This window comes from Kineococcus sp. AC630 (genome assembly GCF_979255925.1).
Genome location: NZ_CEEDMJ010000154.1, coordinates 1 through 235 on the forward strand (window position 1 = coordinate 1; position 235 = coordinate 235).

Sequence of the window (235 nt, forward strand, 5' to 3'; positions counted from 1 at the left end):
CCATCGCCAGGTCGCGGTCGCGCGGGGCCAGGTCGTTGACGCGCTTGCCGTCGATGAGCAGGGCCCCGGAGGTGATGTCCTCCAGTCCGACGATCATCCGCAGCAGCGTCGACTTCCCGCAGCCGGACGGTCCCACGCGGATGACGAACTCCCCGTCGGCGATGTCCAGGCTGATGGCGTTGACCGCCGGGAACCCGTCGCCGTACTGCTTGACGATGTTCTTCAGTTCGATGCG

The 235-nt window shown here is 67.2% G+C and carries 1 protein-coding gene; it reads right to left on the reverse strand.

Annotation, left to right across the window (positions count from 1 at the left end):
- Nucleotides 1-232, reverse strand: a 232-nt coding sequence (locus AC0I8G_RS26225; RefSeq protein WP_471732545.1) for an ATP-binding cassette domain-containing protein, incomplete at its 3' end; no start/stop codon positions are given.
- Nucleotides 233-235: the final 3 nt, after the last annotated feature.